The sequence below is a fragment of the Phenylobacterium sp. genome, assembly GCF_041691455.1.
Classification (GTDB): Bacteria; Pseudomonadota; Alphaproteobacteria; order Caulobacterales; family Caulobacteraceae; genus Phenylobacterium.
Genome location: NZ_JBEPUO010000001.1, coordinates 674,170 through 689,620, shown reverse-complemented (window position 1 = coordinate 689,620; position 15,451 = coordinate 674,170). Strand labels below are relative to the sequence as shown.

Annotated in this window: 15 protein-coding genes; 4 read left to right on the top strand and 11 right to left on the bottom strand. The window is 68.5% G+C overall.

Annotation, left to right across the window (positions count from 1 at the left end; genetic code table 11):
* Nucleotides 1-127: 127 nt before the first annotated feature.
* The 5 genes from ACESMY_RS03635 to ACESMY_RS03615 form a co-directional block, all read right to left on the bottom strand.
* Entirely contained in the window at nt 128-976 is an 849-nt protein-coding gene (locus ACESMY_RS03635; protein WP_372782254.1) for a C40 family peptidase, read from the bottom strand.
* Entirely contained in the window at nt 973-2,352 is a 1,380-nt protein-coding gene (locus tag ACESMY_RS03630) for a M17 family metallopeptidase (RefSeq protein ID WP_372782252.1), read from the bottom strand. Before ACESMY_RS03630 ends, ACESMY_RS03635 begins: the two co-directional genes overlap by 4 nt.
* Nucleotides 2,353-2,430: 78 nt before the next feature.
* Nucleotides 2,431-2,940, bottom strand: a complete 510-nt coding sequence (locus tag ACESMY_RS03625; RefSeq protein WP_372782250.1) for a prepilin peptidase — start codon at nt 2,938-2,940, stop codon at nt 2,431-2,433.
* Between the two features lie 124 nt (nt 2,941-3,064).
* Nucleotides 3,065-3,229, bottom strand: coding sequence for a Flp family type IVb pilin (locus tag ACESMY_RS03620; protein ID WP_372782248.1), 165 nt, complete (start codon nt 3,227-3,229; stop codon nt 3,065-3,067).
* Between the two features lie 302 nt (nt 3,230-3,531).
* Nucleotides 3,532-3,696, bottom strand: a complete 165-nt coding sequence (locus ACESMY_RS03615; RefSeq protein ID WP_372782246.1) for a Flp family type IVb pilin — start codon at nt 3,694-3,696, stop codon at nt 3,532-3,534.
* A gap of 273 nt (nt 3,697-3,969) precedes the next feature.
* Between ACESMY_RS03615 and ACESMY_RS03610 the strand changes: the two genes are divergently transcribed.
* Both ACESMY_RS03610 and ACESMY_RS03605 read left to right on the top strand, forming a co-directional pair.
* On the top strand, nt 3,970-4,572 hold the full coding sequence (locus tag ACESMY_RS03610) for a TadE/TadG family type IV pilus assembly protein (protein WP_372782244.1): 603 nt from the start codon (nt 3,970-3,972) through the stop codon (nt 4,570-4,572).
* On the top strand, nt 4,566-5,093 hold the full coding sequence (locus ACESMY_RS03605; protein WP_372782242.1) for a TadE/TadG family type IV pilus assembly protein: 528 nt from the start codon (nt 4,566-4,568) through the stop codon (nt 5,091-5,093). Before ACESMY_RS03610 ends, ACESMY_RS03605 begins: the two co-directional genes overlap by 7 nt.
* A 12-nt stretch (nt 5,094-5,105) precedes the next feature.
* On the opposite strand, the gene ACESMY_RS03600 is transcribed toward ACESMY_RS03605, so the two are convergent.
* The 3 genes from ACESMY_RS03600 to ACESMY_RS03590 all read right to left on the bottom strand — a co-directional run bounded on the left by ACESMY_RS03600 (nt 5,106) and on the right by ACESMY_RS03590 (nt 8,610).
* Nucleotides 5,106-6,572 (bottom strand): MFS transporter, encoded by a 1,467-nt coding sequence (locus ACESMY_RS03600; protein WP_372782240.1) that lies wholly within the window; start codon nt 6,570-6,572, stop codon nt 5,106-5,108.
* A gap of 71 nt (nt 6,573-6,643) precedes the next feature.
* Complete coding sequence (locus ACESMY_RS03595) at nt 6,644-7,813, bottom strand: alanine--glyoxylate aminotransferase family protein (RefSeq protein ID WP_372782238.1); 1,170 nt, start codon at nt 7,811-7,813, stop codon at nt 6,644-6,646.
* Nucleotides 7,814-7,836: 23 nt separating this feature from the next.
* Nucleotides 7,837-8,610 carry a tyrosine-protein phosphatase gene (locus ACESMY_RS03590; protein WP_372782236.1) on the bottom strand — a complete coding sequence of 258 codons (774 nt, stop codon included), beginning with the start codon at nt 8,608-8,610 and terminating at the stop codon, nt 7,837-7,839.
* A 195-nt stretch (nt 8,611-8,805) separates the two neighbouring features.
* On the opposite strand from ACESMY_RS03590, the gene ACESMY_RS03585 reads away from it, so the two are divergent.
* Nucleotides 8,806-8,982: a hypothetical protein gene (locus tag ACESMY_RS03585; RefSeq protein ID WP_372782234.1), complete on the top strand. Its 177-nt coding sequence runs from the start codon at nt 8,806-8,808 to the stop codon at nt 8,980-8,982.
* Here ACESMY_RS03585 and ACESMY_RS03580 read toward each other — a convergent pair.
* The 3 genes from ACESMY_RS03580 to ACESMY_RS03570 form a co-directional block, all read right to left on the bottom strand.
* On the bottom strand, nt 8,979-11,219 hold the full coding sequence (locus tag ACESMY_RS03580; RefSeq protein ID WP_372782232.1) for a TonB-dependent receptor domain-containing protein: 2,241 nt from the start codon (nt 11,217-11,219) through the stop codon (nt 8,979-8,981). The two genes, ACESMY_RS03585 and ACESMY_RS03580, sit on opposite strands and share 4 nt — an antisense overlap.
* A gap of 104 nt (nt 11,220-11,323) precedes the next feature.
* Nucleotides 11,324-12,388: an alkene reductase gene (locus ACESMY_RS03575; RefSeq protein WP_372782230.1), complete on the bottom strand. Its 1,065-nt coding sequence runs from the start codon at nt 12,386-12,388 to the stop codon at nt 11,324-11,326.
* 112 nt (nt 12,389-12,500) lie between these two features.
* Nucleotides 12,501-13,952: an AMP nucleosidase gene (locus ACESMY_RS03570; protein ID WP_372782228.1), complete on the bottom strand. Its 1,452-nt coding sequence runs from the start codon at nt 13,950-13,952 to the stop codon at nt 12,501-12,503.
* A gap of 183 nt (nt 13,953-14,135) precedes the next feature.
* On the opposite strand from ACESMY_RS03570, the gene ACESMY_RS03565 reads away from it, so the two are divergent.
* A complete protein-coding gene (locus ACESMY_RS03565) occupies nt 14,136-15,395 on the top strand; it encodes a dicarboxylate/amino acid:cation symporter (RefSeq protein ID WP_372782226.1) in 1,260 nt (419 codons plus the stop codon).
* Nucleotides 15,396-15,451: the final 56 nt, after the last annotated feature.

The following is a 15,451-nucleotide window of genomic DNA, read 5'->3' as shown; positions in this document are numbered from 1 at the left end:
AGATGTTTATATGAGACAGGCGACGGGATCGACCGCGACGCCCGCGGCCGGCGCCGGCGGCCCCACCGGCGCGGCGCCCGCGGCGCCGGCGACGACGACCTCCGCCACCGCGCCCAAGTAGGCCGCGCTACAGCCGCCGGAACGCCGTCGGCGGTCCGACGTCGGTCGCCTCGATCCGATTGATCGCCGTCTCCAGCGGCTCGATGGCCACCATCATGTGATGGCCGTTGGCGTGGACGACGCGGACCTCGTCGAACCCGATGGCCACGTGGCCCTTCCAGAACACCAGGTCGCCGCGGCCAAAGTCCTGGCGGCCGATCTCGCGGCCGAGCGCCTGCTGCTGGTCGGCGTCGCGCGGGCAGGCGAGGCCGCAGGCGAACAGCGCCTGCTGCACCAGGCCCGAACAGTCGAGGCCCAGGCTCTCGCGCCCGCCCCACAGGTATGGCGCGCCCAGGAACCGCTCGGCGACGGCGGCGATGTCGGTCTCGAAGACCCCGATGGGCGCCAGGTGCGACGCGGCCATCCAGCCCGCGCCCGCCACCTTGACCAACCGGCCCTCCTCCGCCTCCACCGCGCAGAGCGCGTTCAGCGAATAGGGGCCGGACGCGCGGCTCTTGATGCTGGGTTCGGCGAAGGCATAGGTGCGGATGGCCGAGATCCGGTGGGTCGGATCGGGCGCCAGCGGCGCGAACGCCGAAGCCGCCACGAAGCCCACATAGCCGTCGCGCCTCGCCTGTCCCCAAAGCCAGGCCCCCTCCTCCTCGATGACTTCGAAGCTCTCCCCGAACAGCAGTTGGTCCATCTGTTCGGAGGCGGCGTCCGGCGCGCGGTGGAGGCCGGCGGCGGGGACGGCGCAGGCGTGGGTCCTGGGGTCAAGATAGACCTCGGCGGGGGCGATCCCTTCCAGCGCGCGGCTGGCGATCCCGTCGCGCAGCGGCGTCACGCGAGGGTCGGGGGTCTCGAGCACGGCCGTCATGCGAAGCGGTCCCGGATCATGCGGTAGAGCCCGCGGATGGCCTGCGCCTCCGCCCCGGCGGGAAAGCCCGGCCGGTTACGCGGGTTCCAGGCGAAGATGTCGAAATGCGCCCAGGCCCCCGCGGGTGCGAACCGCTGCAGGAAGAGCGCCGCGGTCACCGAGCCGGCCTGCGCCCAGGCGTCGGGGTCGTTCTTGATCTCCGCCACGTCCGAATCCAGCGCCTCGGCGTAGCCCTTCCAGAGCGGCATGCGCCACAGCGGGTCCGAGACGGCCGCGGCCGCCCGCTCGATGTCGGCCGCCAGGCCCTCGTCGTCCGTATAGAAGGGCGGCAGCTGCGGCCCGAGCGCCACCCGCGCCGCCCCGGTCAGGGTGGCGAGGTCGATGGTCAGCGCCGGCTCCAGCTCGCAGGCCCGGGTCAGCGCATCGGCGAGGATCAGGCGGCCCTCGGCGTCGGTGTTGCCGACCTCGATGGAGAGCCCCTTGCGCGAGGCCAGCACGTCGCCCGGCCGCATGGCGTCCCCGGAGATGGCGTTCTCGACCACCGGGGTCAGCACCACCAGCCGCACCGGCAGCCGGGCGGCCATGATCATCCGGCCGAGCGCCAGGGCGTGGGCCGCCCCGCCCATGTCCTTCTTCATCTGCCGCATGCCGGCCGAGGGCTTGATGTCGAGCCCGCCGGTGTCGAACACCACGCCCTTGCCGACCAGGCAGACCAGCGGCTTGTCCGCCTCGCCCCAGCAGAGTTCGATCATCCGGGGGCTGCGGGCCGGGTCGGCGGCGCGGCCGACGGCGTGCACCGCCGGATAGTTGGCCTCAAGCAGGCCCTCGCCGGTGATCACGGTGATCTGCGCCCCGTGCTGCTCGGCGATCTCGCGGGCGATGGTCTCGAGCTGCAGCGGCCCCATGTCGTTGGCCGGGGTGTTGATCATGTCGCGGGCCAGCGCACAGGCGTGCGCCACCTGCCGGACCTCGGCCACGTCGACACCCTCGGCGACCAGTCGGGCGCGCTCGCCGGCGTGGGTCTTGTAGCGGTCGAACCTGTAGCTCCCGAGCGCGAAGGCCAGCGCGATCTGGCCGGCGTCCAGGCCGTCCGGCGCGCGCGCGATCCGGTAGGTCCCGGCCGGCAGCTTGGCGGCCAGGGTGCGGAAGGCCATCGGATCCGGGCTGGCGCCCAGGCCGAACCAGACGCTGTCGATCGCCCCGTCCGCGCCCGGCGCGACCAGCACCTGGCCGGTCTTGCCCTTGAAGTCGGAGAGCGCGGCGAAGGCCTTCACGAACGGCGCCGCGGCGTCGAGCGCCGCGGCGGTCTCGCCCTCGGCGAGCGCGTGGACCGGGACGGTGGGGTCGTCCGAACTTTCGAGGATCACGTCGGACATGCGGGGCGCCTTCGCCGGACAGGAGACCTAGAAACCTTCTCCTAGTCGCATCGGCGCCGGCCCCGCAACCGCCGCGATCTAGCCGTGGGCGATCAGGGCCGAGGTCGGGAAGGCCACCAGGGCGCCGATGGCGATCGCCACGCCGTAGGGCACGTTCTGACCGGGCTCGACCAGGCGGGCGAACCAGGCGGGCCCGGACGGCATATAGGGCCGCACCATGGCCGAGCGCAGGCCAAGCAGGCTGACCGCAAGCGCGCCGCCGGCGATGCCGGTCATGCCCAGGAAAGTCATGGTCGCCGGCCAGCCGATCCACAGCGCGGCGGCCGCGAAGAGCTTGGCGTCGCCGCCGCCGATCCAGCGCGCGGCGTACATCCCCATGCCGACGGCGAGCGCCGCGACGCCGACCGCCGCCTGCATCCCGATGTCATGCAGCGGCATGCCGAGGGCGACCGCGGCGATCGGAAAGGCCGCGACCAACGAAAGGGGAATCCAGTTGGGAATGGTGTAGCTCGTCGCATCGCGCAGTGCGGCGACGATCACCAGCACCGGGAAAATCACGAGCAGCAGGGTCTGCAGGGCGTGGATCATCGCGCAACTCCGTAGCGCGCCAAGTATGAAGCTGGGTGGTGAACGGAGCGTTCACCCGGAGCAAAAGAAAGGCCCCGGCGGGCAAGCCGCCGGGGCCCAACTTGGTCTCCGCGGAGGCTGTCGCCTACGGAAGAGAGGTGCTGACGTTGCTGAACACGGTCGACAGCTTGGTGCCCATGGCGCCAAGCGCGGTCACCAGGACCACGGCGACGAGAGCGGCGATCAGACCGTATTCAATGGCAGTCGCGCCGGACTCGTCCTTCAGAAAACGCGTAACGAACTTCGACATGGCTCATCTCCTTTGGCCGAACTTTGGATCGACGGGCCTAAGCTGTTCGGCCGGGTCGCCTTCAGATTGCGCTATAAAATTCTCATAGTTCGCTTAATGCCAAGTAAAACAGGGACGAAAAATTTAGAGATATACTGAACCCCTATTTACCATCCGGAACCTGATCGGACCCCGGGACTCACATTAGATTCTATAGGGCACCCGGCATCGACATCTCTACAGTCGTCGTCGCTGGGAAGCTCGCAAAGAAAAACCCCCGGCGGTGCACCGCCGGGGGCTCTCCAGGAAACTGATGTCGAGGCTTACGGAAGCTTCGACGTAACGGTGCTGAAGGTGCCGGACAGCTTGCTGCCCATGGCGCCGAGCGCGGTCACCAGGACCACGGCGACGAGAGCGGCGATCAGGCCATATTCAATGGCCGTGGCGCCGGATTCGTCCTTCAGGAAGCGCGTAACAAACTTAGTCATATGGATCTCCTTTTGAGCGAGCAGTCGTTGCGGGCCTCAAGCTTTTCCGCCTGCTCGCCCCAAGTGCACCCCGAACATGACACGGCTCGCTTAATCCGCAGTAAACGACGCGTATTCATGATTCTGTTTGTTTGGTAAATCGGCGTTAACCTCATCTACGGGTTTGTACGTACCCATGTATGACAGCAACGCCGTCCAAGGTATTTATTATCGAGCTTAAATGTTGCTTATCCAAGGTGGGGTATCTTCCCGCATTGGAACTCCGAGGACGCCGTGCTTCCCATCCGCCCCTTCCGCCTACGGCTGCTGATGCAGCGTTTCGCCCGCGCCGAGCGCGGCGCGACCGCCGTCGAATTCGCCCTGGTCAGCCTGCCGCTGCTGGTGCTGGTCTTCGCCATCCTGGAGCTGGGCCTGGTCCTGCTGGTGATCACCACCCTCGATCAGGCGACCCAATCCGCCGCGCGCGATGTGCGCACCGGGGAATTCCAGACCGGGCTGGTGACGCCCGACCTGACCGCCGCCGGCTTCAAGGCCCTGGTCTGCAGCAAGATGACCTGGCTCCAGGGCCAGTGCGGGAGCCAGCTGGTGCTGGACATGCAGACCTTCTCCACCTTCAACGGCCTGGCGAACCCGCCGGCCATGGCGCCGACCGCCTTCCTTCCGCCGGGCAACCCGGCGCACACCGCGACCTGCTTTTCGCCCGGCCAGCCCGGCGACATCGTGCTGGTCCGCGCCTATTTCGACTGGCAGCTGTTCACGCCGCTGCTGAACGTGGCGCTCGACAATACCGGCACGGGCTATCACCGGCTCACCAGCACCACGGCGTTCCGCAACGAACCCTTCAACGGTAACCCGCCTGTGGGGGCAAAATGCTGAGGCGCATCCGCTCTGACGAACGCGGCGTGGCGGCGGTCGAATTCGCCCTGATCGCCCCGATCATGATCCTGCTCTATTGCGGCCTGGCCGAGCTCAGCATCGCCATGATGGCCGAACGCCGCGCCGCGCACGCCGCCTCCGTGGTCGGCGACCTCGTGGCCCAGTCTGGCCAGATGAGCACCACCGACCTGAGCGACATCTACAAGGTCGCCAATTCGATCATGTACCCGTTTCCCACCGCCACCCTGAAGCTGCGGGTGACCAGCGTGACCGCCGACGTCAACGCCGCGGCCAAGGTGTCCTGGAGCCAGGCCAACGGCATGACCGCGTTCGGCAAGAACACCACGGTCGCGGGCTTTCCGGCCGGCCTGCTGGTGGCCGGCGACAGCGTGATCCAGTCCGACGTGCAGTACACCTTCACATCGCCGCTGCGCTATGTGCTGCCCAACCCCATGCCCTTCAGCAACACCTACATCCTGAAGCCCCGCAACGGCGGCGCCGTGGCCTGCGCGACCTGCTAGGCAGCCGGCCTGCTAGGCGCCCGGGTTCACGTCGCGCCCGCCGCCCTTGACGAACATCAGGCCGATCAGGCCCACGATGAGCAGCAGTATGATGCTGGCGAAACCGCCCTGCTGGCTGTGCGTCAGGCGCGTGCCGATGTTGACCAGGCTGGGCGCCAGCCACGCCGTCGCCACGCCGGCCAGGGCGTAGACCCCGAAGAAGGCCCCGGTCTGAGCCGGCGGCGTCAGGCGCGTCAGCGCCGTGCGGGCCGACGCGTACTGGGCGGTGATGAAGATCGAATTCGAGAAGCCGACCAGCAGGAAGATCACGCTCGGCAGGGTGCGGTAGACCGGCCCGTTCCACAGCGGCGCGTGCGCCGCCGCGTCGTAGTGCCAGAAGTACAGGATCTTGTCCGGCGCCATGCCGAGCAGCCCGGTCAGCGCCAGGACCGTCATGGAGATCTCCAGGCGCAGGGCGTTCTTGGGCCCGATACCGTGGTCCAACCAGCGCCCGACGAAGCCGCCTAGCGTCGCGATGATGCTGCCGAGGATGCCGCTCACCAGCAGGTCCAGCGGCCCCCACTTCATCACCCCGGCCGCCAGCACGCCGTAGAAGAACAACACCCCGTTCATCCCATCCAGGAACAGCATCCGCGACAGCAGATAGACCACCGCGTCGCGATAGCGCCGCACGGTCTTCAACATGGTCCACAGGTCGGCCGCGCCCTGCCGGAACGCAGCCAGCACCGGCACGCCGGTGCGCGGCGCGTCGGGGGTGAACAGGAAGATCGGGATGGCGCCGACGGCCAGTATGCCCGCCGCCAGCAGGGCCACGACCCGCTCCGGTTCATGCGTCGCGGCATTGAGGCCGAACAGCGGATGAGCCGGCACCCAGCTCCAGGCCACCTTCCCCGGCAGGGCGAAAGCCCAGGCGGTGAAGGCCAGGGCGACGACCGAGGCGGCGTTGCCGAGCGAAAGGGCCAGGCCCGACGCGCTGTGCGCGCCCTTCAGCCCGGCGGCGCGGATCAGCATCGAGTTGTGCAGGATCTCCGACCAGGCGAACAGCACATTGACCACCATGGCGATGGTCATGGTGGCGATGATCGACAGTCCGCTCTGATCGGGCTTGGCCCACCACAGCGCGGCGATCAGCGGAACCATGCCGATGACCGCCAGGCCGAGCCACATCTTGCGAGGCCCCAGCTTGTCGATCGAGGCGCCCAGGAACGGTCCCGTCGCCATGACGATCCAGCCGGCGTACTGCTGGAACCGAGAGATCAGCTCCTGGCCCCTGATCGGGTCGCCGACCATCGTCGCCGAAACGTAGGGCATGAAGATGAAGATCGTTATCAGGATGACGTAGGGGTCGCGGCCCCCCTCGAAGATCGACCAGGAAATCCCGCCGCGGTTCAGCTTCGCGTCCCCGCCCAGCTCGGCCACGATGGGTCCCGAGGCGATGGACGACGGGCCCAGGCTCTCGACGGGTGTCGGTTCAGTCAAAGGCCAGCCCTCCCGGTTCCGCTGTTGCGACCGCGGCTTGGAAGGACGTTGCCGGATAAACCCGGGCAGCGCTAGGCGAGCTTGCGATCCGCCGCGGCCAGGGCCGCCTGAGCCTCGGCCTTGAACCCCTGGGCATTCAGCGCCTCGCAGAGCGCGGTCAGGCACAGGCGCACATGCCAGGCGGTGGCCGAGGCGCCCATCAGCCCGATCCGCCAGACCTGGCCCTTCAGCGGCCCGAGCCCGGCCCCGATTTCCAGGTCCCAGTTCTTCAGGACGTGGGCGCGGACCTGGGCCTCGTCGACGCCGTCCGGCACGCGCACGGTGTTGAGCTGCGGCAGGCGATGGGGCTCGGCCACCAGCATCGAAAGGCCCGCGGCCTCGACGCCCGCCACCAGCGCCTCGTGCATGCGGGCGTGGCGCACGATGGCGGCCTGCTGGCCCTCCTCGAAGATCGCCACCAGCGATTCATGGAGCCCATAGAGGGCGTTGATCGGGGCCGTGTGGTGATAGGTTCGGCCGCCCTCGCCGCCCCAGTAGCTCATCAGCAGGTTGAAATCCAAAAGCCAGTTGCGGACCTTTTCCTTGCGCCCGCTGATCGCCGCCTGGGCGCGTTTGGAGAGCGCGATCGGCGAGAGCCCCGGCGGCGCGGAGAGGCACTTCTGGGTCCCGGAATAGACCACGTCGGCGTCCCAGCCGGCCACGTCGACGACGATGCCGCCCAGCGAGGTCACGCAGTCGACCACCGACAGCGCCCCATGCTTGCGGGCGATGGCGCAGAGGCTGGCCGCGTCGCTGCGGGCGCCCGTCGAGGTCTCGGCGTGCACGAAGGCCAGGACCTTGGTCGGCGCCTCGGCGACGGCGGCCTCGACCCGGGCCGGATCGACCGGCTGGCCCCAGTCGTGCTCGACGGTGACGACGCTCGCCCCGGCCCGGCCCGCCATGTCGGCCATGCGCCCGCCGAAGGCGCCGTTGACCGCGATCACCGCCCGGTCGCCGGGCTCCAGCAGGTTCATGATCGCCGCCTCCATCCCGGCGGTGCCGGGCGCGGGCAGCGGGACGCAGGCGTGGTCCGGCGCGTTGAACAGCCGCTGCAGCGCGCCCTTGATCTCCTCCATCAGCCCCTGGAACTCGGGGTCCAGGTGGCCGATGGTCGGCCGCGCCAGCGCGCTGAGCACCCGCGGGCTGACGTCGGAGGGGCCCGGCCCCATCAGGATCCGCCGGGGCGGCTGGAAGCTTTGCATCGTCTCTCCGTGGTCTTGGCCGTTCAGCCGAGCAGCCGGTCCTGCAGCCGCTCGCGCAGGGCCTGGTCGACGCCCAGCAGGTCGGTGAGGTAGCCGTCGAGGGAGCCGTGCGCCTCGCGGATCACCCCGAACGCCGTCTCCAGATAGGCCGCGTTGACCGACACCGCCACGCGCAACCCCGCCTCGTCCACCGTCTTGCCGACCGTGTCGCGCAGCCAGGGGCCGAGGAAGGCCATCTTCCGCGCCAGGCGGGCCTCGTCGTTGGTCAGGAGATAGTCGGCCATGATGTCCTCGGCGCTCACGCCCAGCACATGGTGGGTCAGGGCGCAGATCAGGCCGGTGCGGTCCTTGCCCGCGGCGCAATGCACCACGATCGCCCCGTCGGCCGAGGCCAGGGTCTGGAAGTAGCGGCTGAAGAGGTCGATGTGCCGCGGCTCGAACGGGGCGCGGCGGTAGTAGCCCATGCCGTCGTCGAGGAACCACTGGGCGTTGACCTCCACGTCCTTCATGGAATCCACCCAGTCGGCGTGGTCGGAGAGGATATCGTTCTCCACCACCGCCGCGCCGAACCCCGGCCAGCGCTTGGAGGGCTCGCGCGTACGCTCCTCGGTGCGGCGCAGGTCGATGATCGCGGCCAGGCCCAGCGCGCGCATCCGCTCCAGGTCGGCGTCGGTCGCATAGGCGTGGTTGGCCGAGCGGTAGAGCAGCTCCCGCTTCACCGGCCGGCCGCTGGCGGTGTCATAGCCGCCGAAATCGCGGAAGTTCTCGATGCCGTCGAAGTCGATGTGCCGGGTCATGGCGGCTCATCTAGCCGGGTTTGGGCGGCGGATCGAGGGGTCGCGGGCGGGTCTTCGCCGCCGGATGGACAATCGTTGTCGGGACGCGCCGAACCGCCACCAAGATAGAGTACGGATGCGCGGTTACAGTCTAGCTATGTAAGAATCTTCGACCATGAACACATCTTCGACATTAGTTTATGGATAATCAGACATATGTTAGCCCCGCAAAACTACCTGATGTTCGCCAATCAAGCGGATATGCTCGCCGAGACGGCAATTGATTCGGAAATGAAAAAACATTTCCTGCACATGGCAGCGCAATGGCGAAGCTTGGCGGATTATACTGAAGCGACTGAAGCTTTTCGTCCGGGCGGCCCGCTGCTGGCCTAGCCCGGCGCAGCGCCGCCGCTTTCGTATTCGAACCCCGGATCGCGCGCCGGCTTCCCGCCGCCCCCGCCGAACCGGTAGTCCAGGCGGAAGAAGACCGAGCGGAACACCGGGCGGATATCCAGGTCCTCTGAAAAAATTGGCGTATCGAGCCGCCGCCGGAACCGGTTGGTGGCCAGCGCGTCCTGCACGGTCAGCGTGGCGGTGACCCGGTCGTTGACCTTGTGCCGCCAGCCCAGGTTCACGGTGTAATAGGGCTCAAGCAAGCCCTCGGCGACCAACCGCTTGCCGTTGGCGGTGGCGTTGAACTGCACCATGTCGTCGGGCCGCACCTGCCAGTTGAGGTTGGCCCGGCCGCTGACGCCATAGCCCGACTCCGCGCCGGCGCTCGACAGCAGGTTCGCCGCGTCGATCTGGCTGTAATAGAGGTTGGCCGAGGCGTTGTAGCTGAACTTCGAGGTCAGCTTGCCGCTCGCCGTCAGCTCCACCCCGGCTGCCTGGCTCGAGCCCAGGTTGCCGAAGCTGTATTCGACCACGCCCGGGCCCAGCGACTGCTCCACCTGGGTGATCTGGTCCTCATAGCGCCGGTAATAGAGCGTCGCCTGGTAGGACGACTGGCCATGGCGCTGTTCGTAGCCCAGCTCGTAGGACTGGGTGTCCTGCGGCCGCAGATCCGGATTGCCCTTCTGGGCGTTCCGCGCGTCGATCACATAGAGCAGCGGGTTCAGGAAGAAGGACGGCGGGCGCTGGACGCGTTCGCTGAAGCTGGCGGAGAGCTTGCGTTCGTCGTCCAGCTTGTAGCCCAGGTGCAGCGTCGGATAGGCCTTCACATAGTCCTGGCTGTCCCGCTCGCCGGAGGTCAGCTGGTCGATCTCGAACCGCACCTCCTCGAGCCTGAGGCCGGCCTGGACGGAGAGATCCCCGAACGCGTGCTCATAGGTGGCGTAGGCCGCGTTGATCGTCTGGGTGAATTGATAGTGGTTGGCGAGGGTGGGGTCTGGGACGAGCGCGCTCGGCGTGGGCCCCGTCGCGCCGCTGTAGTTGAAATCGTTTTCGTCGTGCTTCAGCTCGTAGCCGGCCTTCAGCGAGCCACCGGCCAGCGGCCGGTCGTAGGCGATCCGGAACTCGGCATGATGGTCGTTCTCGTCCTGCCGGACGTTCTGCAGCGGCACGGCGGCCACCGGCAGGATCGAGGTCGAGGCGTAGAGCCGGTGATCGCGATAGACGGAGCTGTTGTAGATCGCGTCGAACGACAGGTCGTGGCCCTCCGCGAAGGTGTGCTTCCAGCCGGCCGAGGCGCTGTTGTCGATCTCCAGGAACCGGCGCTCGCCCAACCGGTCGAGGATGCTCACCGGCGCGCCGTTCACGTCGTCGTTCACATAGTGGTCGAAGGGATGTCCCTGGATGAGCAGGGTGTTGTAGCTCGCCCCACCGGTGATCTGATCCTTGTCCCGCGGCGTATAGGTGACCGACAGCCGCGCGGTGGGCCCGCGGGCGAGATTGCGGCCCGAGCCGTCATCCTCGCTCTTCAGGAACTGGCCACTGAGGGGGTCGAGCGCGCCGATCGCCTGGGTGTTGTGCTGTTTGTTGTGCTGGTAGTTGCCGCCCAGCGACCCGGTCACCGCGAGCTTGGGCGAATTGTAGCCGACGTTGAGGCCCGCCCGCTTCAGCCCGCCGCTGGCGGCGGTGGCGTAGGCCGAGCCGGTGACGCCCGAGCCGCGGCTCCTCTTGGTGATCAGGTTGATGACCCCGCCGGAGCCCTCCGGGTTGAGCGCAGCCGAGGGATTGGTGATCACCTCCACCCGCTCGATCTGGTCGGCGGGCATCTGCTGCAGGGCGTCGGCGCGGTCCTTGCCGTCGAACTGCGGCGAGGGCTTGCCGTCCACCAGGATGGTGACGTTGGGATCGCCCCGGACGCTGAGGTTGCCCTGCACGTCGACGTCCACCGACGGCAGATTGCGCAGCGCATCGGCGATCGAGCCGGTGGTGGCCTGCAGGTCCTTGCCGAGCGTGTAGCTACGCCGGTCGATCGAGGTCTGGGTGTCCGGCGCCGCGCCGGTCACCGTGATCGCCTCGACGGTCTTGCCCTTCGGCGGGGCCTTGGCGGGCGCAACGGGCTTGGCCGCCGGGGGCGCGGGCGGGGCCTTCGGCGGGTCGGTCTGGGCCGGGCTTTGGGCCTGGGCCGCGACGGGCGCGCCGATCAGCGCAAGGCCGACCAGCCAAATCTTCGCATCCGCCATAGGCGCCCTCTCCCGACCAATCCATCATCTGAGCCGCGGTGGCCAAATGAAGGCTTAACCATGGAGAAGCCGGACGGGAGATTCCGGGTCTGGGTACCTCGCCCTCAGGCGTCGTTGAGCTCCAGCGCCGGATAGTCGACGTAGCCCTCCGGGCCCGGCGTGTAGAAGGTCTCGACGGTCCACGGATTGAGCGGCGCCCCGGCGGCCAGCCGCACGGGCAGATCCGGGTTGGAGATGAACAGCTTGCCGAAGCCCACGGCGTCGGCCGCGCCGGAGGCCAGCGCCGCCTTGGCGCCCTCCAGGTCGAAGCCCTCGTTGACGATGAAGACGCCGCCGAACGCCGCTTTCAGCTGCGGGCCGATGCTGTCGGAGGCCACGCGCTCGCGGGCCATCAGGAAGGCCAGGCCCCTGTCGCGCATCGCGCGGGCCACATAGTCGAAGGTGGCGCTGAGGTCGCTGTCGCCCATGTCGTGGGCGTCGCCGCGCGGCGCGAGGTGCAGCCCGACCCGGTCGGCGCCGAACGCCGAGATGGCCGCGTCCACCGCCTCCAGCATCAGCCGCGCGCGGTTCTCGATCGGGCCGCCGTAGGCGTCGGTCCGCTGGTTGGATCCGTCCTGCAGGAATTGGTCGAGCAGGTAGCCGTTGGCGCCGTGCAGCTCGACGCCGTCGAACCCGGCCCGCTTGGCGTTCTCCGCGCCCTTTCGATAGGCCTCGACCACGCCGGCGATCTCGTCGAGCGACAGGGGGCGGGGCACGGCGTAGGGCCGCTTGGGCCGCAGCAGGCTGACGTCGCCCTTGGCGGCGACGGCGCTGGCCGAGACCGGCGGCTGGCCGTCCAGGAACACCGGGTCGGAGATCCGGCCGACATGCCAGAGCTGCAGGACGATCAGGCCGCCGGCCTCATGCACCGCCTCGGTGGTCAGCTTCCAGCCCTCGACCTGTTCGTCGGACCAGATCCCCGGCGTGTCGGCATAGCCTACGCCCAGGGGCGTTACCGACGTCGCCTCACTGATGATCAGCCCGGCCGAGGCGCGTTGGGCGTAGTACTCCGCCACCAGCGGGCCGGGGGTCCGCTCCACGCCCGACCGTGACCGGGTCAGCGGCGCCATGACGATGCGGTTCTTCAGCGGCAGCGCGCCGATCTGGATCGGGTCGAACAGGGTGGACATCGGGAAATCCTACAAAAAGCGTCGGCCTTAGGTAGGGCCTCCGACGCGCTCCGCCCCCAGAGTTTTCCTGCGGGGTCCGTAAGAAATGGGCGGTCGGGCGGAAGCCGCGCGCCTAGCGGAACGGCGGCTCGTCGAAGCTGCGGAGCTTGCGGGAGTGGAGCCGGGGCCCCTCCTGGCGCAGCAGGTCCATGGTCGCCACGCCGATCTGCAGATGCTGGCCGATCGCCCGGTCGTAGAAGGCGTTGGCCTGACCGGGCAGCTTGATCTCTCCGTGCAGCGGCTTGTCGGACACGCAGAGCAGCGTCCCGTAGGGCACCCGGAAGCGGTAGCCCTGGGCCGCGATGGTGGCGCTTTCCATGTCGATGGCCACGGCCCGGCTCTGGTTGAACCGAAGCGCGCTCGAGGAATAGCGGAGCTCCCAGTTGCGGTCGTCGGTGGTGACCACCGTGCCGGTGCGCAGGCGCCGCTTCAGCACCTCGCCGGTCTCGCCGGTGACGATCTCGGCGGCGCGGTTCAGGGCCACCTGCATCTCGGCGATCGGCGGGATCGGGATTTCCGGCGGCAGCACCTCGTCCAGCACATGGTCGTCGCGGAGGTAGGCGTGGCCCAGGACATAGTCGCCGATGGTCTGGCTGCCGCGCAGGCCGCCGCAGTGGCCGATCATCAGCCAGGCCTGCGGGCGCAGGACCGCCAGGTGGTCGCAGATCGTCTTGGCGTTGGAGGGCCCCACCCCGATGTTGACCAGGGTCAGGCCCGCGCGGCCCTCGGCCATCAGGTGGTAGGCCGGCATCTGGTGCCGCCGCCAGGCCGCCCCGTTGACCGTCCCTTCCGGGTTCTCGGTCTCCGCCGTGACCATCACATTGCCCGCCGCCGAGAGCGCCGTGTAGGGCCCGCCGGCCTTCAGCTGCTCGCAGCCCCAGCGGACGAACTCGTCGACGTAGCGGTGGTAGTTGGTGAACAGGATGTACTGCTGCACATGCTCGGCCGGCGTGCCGGTGTAGTGGGTCAGCCGCGCCAGCGAGAAGTCGGTCCGCAGTCCGTCGAACAGCGACAGCGGCCGCGGCCGGTCGAGGTTGTAGGCCCAGGAGCCGTCGGCGATCTCGTCGCCGATATAGGCCAGTTCGGTGGTCGGGAAATGCCGGGCGATCTCCGAAGAGCCGATGTCGGCCAGGGCGATGTCGGCCTGACCGTCCAGCACATAGGGGAACGGCATCTCCTGGTTGGAGCGCCCGACCTCGATCTCCACCTTGAAGTCCTGGGCCAGCAGGCTGAGCTGCTCGATCAGATAGTCCCGGTAGAGGTCCGGCCGCGTGACGGTGATCGCATAGCGCCCGGGCATGCCGATCCGCGCATAGGCGCGGCCGATCCGCGGGAAGGGCTGGCCGGCGGGCCAGTTGAGCCTCAGCTCCGGATAGGTGAAGGCCCCGGCCGCGCGCATCGCCGGGTCCGGCGGCGGGCCTCCCGCCAGGAATTCCTTCAGGGCGCCCCTCAGGGCCTCGACCGTCTTGCGGTATTCTTTTTCTAGCCGGTCCACGATGCCGGCTGCGTCTGTCTTTGATGTCATCACCCCCTTATAGCCATCCCGCCCCGTCATGGGGAGGGCGGACAGGGTGAAGCTTGGGACCTGGGCGGCAGGGGTCCCGATCGCCGCCGCTCCCCGGCCCCTCGGACAAAGGGGCGGGCCAGGATGGACGGGGCGCGGCTTCCCGGCGACAAAGGCCCCCAGAGCAATCCGTCGGGGCTATGAATGAACCGCGTTTTCACGATCCTCATCGTCTCGGCCATGGTGCTGGGCGTCGCCGTCGGATGGGCGGTGAACCAGTACGCCTCGCCGGCCTCGGCCAAGGCGGTGGCCGAGAACCTGTCGATCGTCACCGACGTCTTCCTGCGGCTGATCAAGATGATCATCGCGCCCCTGGTGTTCTCGACGCTGGTCTCCGGCATCGCCCACATGGAGGACTCGGCCAGCATCGGCCGGGTGGGGATCAAGGCGCTGGGCTGGTTCGTCTGCGCCTCGATCGTCTCGCTGACCATCGGCCTCATCATGGTCCACCTGCTGCAGCCGGGCTCGGGCCTGTCGCTGCCGATGCCCGACGCCGGCAAGGCCGCCACGGCGGTCGACATGACCAAGTTCACCCTGAAGGCCTTCATCACCCACATCGTCCCAGCCTCGATCATCCAGGCCATGGCCGACAACGAGATCCTGCAGATCGTGGTCTTCTCGGTGTTCGTGGGCTCCGCCGTCGCGGCCCTCGACGAGAAGGCGCCCGCCGTGTTGGCGCTGGTCGAGCAGATCGCCTCGATCATGCTGAAGGTCACCGGCTACGTCATGAAGACCGCGCCGCTGGCGATCTTCGCGGCGCTCGCCGCCACCATCGCCACCCAGGGCATCGGGGTGCTCGCCACCTACGCCAAGTTCGTCGGCGGCTTCTACCTGTCGCTGGCGCTGCTCTGGACCCTGCTGATCGCGGTCGTCGTTCTGGTGGTGGGTCCGCGCGCGCTGAAGCTGATGGCGGCGGTTCGCCAGCCGGCCCTGCTCGCCTTCTCGACCGCCTCCTCGGAAGCCGCCTATCCCGGCACCCTGCAGGCCCTGGAACAGTGGGGCGTCTCCAAGCGCGTGGCGAGCTTCGTCCTGCCGCTCGGCTACTCGTTCAATCTCGACGGCTCGATGATGTACTGCACCTTCGCGACCCTGTTCATCGCCCAGGTCTATGGCGTGCACCTCTCCATCGCCCAGCAGATCACCATGCTGCTGCTGCTGATGGTCACCTCGAAGGGGATGGCGGGCGTGCCCCGCGCCTCGCTGGTGGTGATCGCCGCCACCCTCACCTATTTCCACCTGCCGGAGGCTGGCTTGCTGCTGATCCTGGCCGTCGACCACCTGCTCGACATGGGCCGCTCGGCCACCAATGTGGTGGGCAACTCGGTCGCCGCCGCCGTGGTCGCCAAGTGGGAGAACCAGATCGAGGTCCCGGCGGTGGGAGAGACCGCGGCGGCTGCGTCATAGAACCCGTTAGGCATGTCGCTTAACGGGGCGTTGGCCTAGCGGGCGCAAACTGGCTG

What these genes read in the sequence shown, in the direction of transcription:
- ACESMY_RS03635 (WP_372782254.1), bottom strand. Translation starts at nt 976, where the DNA reads ATGACGGCCGTGCTCGAGACCCCCGACCCTCGCGTGACGCCGCTGCGC.
- ACESMY_RS03630 (WP_372782252.1), bottom strand. Translation starts at nt 2,352, where the DNA reads ATGTCCGACGTGATCCTCGAAAGTTCGGACGACCCCACCGTCCCGGTC.
- ACESMY_RS03625 (WP_372782250.1), bottom strand. Translation starts at nt 2,940, where the DNA reads ATGATCCACGCCCTGCAGACCCTGCTGCTCGTGATTTTCCCGGTGCTG.
- ACESMY_RS03620 (WP_372782248.1), bottom strand. Translation starts at nt 3,229, where the DNA reads ATGTCGAAGTTCGTTACGCGTTTTCTGAAGGACGAGTCCGGCGCGACT.
- ACESMY_RS03615 (WP_372782246.1), bottom strand. Translation starts at nt 3,696, where the DNA reads ATGACTAAGTTTGTTACGCGCTTCCTGAAGGACGAATCCGGCGCCACG.
- ACESMY_RS03605 (WP_372782242.1), top strand. Translation starts at nt 4,566, where the DNA reads ATGCTGAGGCGCATCCGCTCTGACGAACGCGGCGTGGCGGCGGTCGAA.
- ACESMY_RS03595 (WP_372782238.1), bottom strand. Translation starts at nt 7,813, where the DNA reads ATGCAAAGCTTCCAGCCGCCCCGGCGGATCCTGATGGGGCCGGGCCCC.
- ACESMY_RS03590 (WP_372782236.1), bottom strand. Translation starts at nt 8,610, where the DNA reads ATGACCCGGCACATCGACTTCGACGGCATCGAGAACTTCCGCGATTTC.
- ACESMY_RS03585 (WP_372782234.1), top strand. Translation starts at nt 8,806, where the DNA reads ATGTTAGCCCCGCAAAACTACCTGATGTTCGCCAATCAAGCGGATATG.
- ACESMY_RS03580 (WP_372782232.1), bottom strand. Translation starts at nt 11,219, where the DNA reads ATGGCGGATGCGAAGATTTGGCTGGTCGGCCTTGCGCTGATCGGCGCG.
- ACESMY_RS03575 (WP_372782230.1), bottom strand. Translation starts at nt 12,388, where the DNA reads ATGTCCACCCTGTTCGACCCGATCCAGATCGGCGCGCTGCCGCTGAAG.
- ACESMY_RS03570 (WP_372782228.1), bottom strand. Translation starts at nt 13,952, where the DNA reads ATGACATCAAAGACAGACGCAGCCGGCATCGTGGACCGGCTAGAAAAA.
- ACESMY_RS03565 (WP_372782226.1), top strand. Translation starts at nt 14,136, where the DNA reads ATGAACCGCGTTTTCACGATCCTCATCGTCTCGGCCATGGTGCTGGGC.